The 255-nt window shown below is 46.3% G+C and carries 1 protein-coding gene; it reads right to left on the reverse strand.

Translation table 11 applies throughout. The features are described 5' to 3' along the window. The coding region (locus DN064_RS14105) for a hypothetical protein (RefSeq protein WP_157962330.1) at positions 1-255 on the reverse strand (255 nt) is incomplete at both ends.

Genomic DNA, 255 nt, shown 5'->3' on the forward strand with positions numbered 1-255 from the left:
ATACTCGGTGCTATCTCATCCACCAACAGATCCCCATTGTAATACCAGTCAAATCGGTACTGTGTTCCTGATAATCCTGTGTCTATCACCGGCGGGGTTACCACTACCTCGGTCCCATTGGTTGTCGAACATAAGACATATCTATCTTCCAGTACGCTCTCTGGTAAGAGATTCACCTGTAAGGTCAACTCGCCTACATCAAAACAAATATCTGGGGCTATCACATTACTCACTCGGGTATAGATCACCTGTGGG

The organism is Winogradskyella aurantiaca (assembly GCF_003362725.1).
GTDB classification, from domain to species: domain Bacteria; phylum Bacteroidota; class Bacteroidia; order Flavobacteriales; family Flavobacteriaceae; genus Winogradskyella_A; species Winogradskyella_A aurantiaca.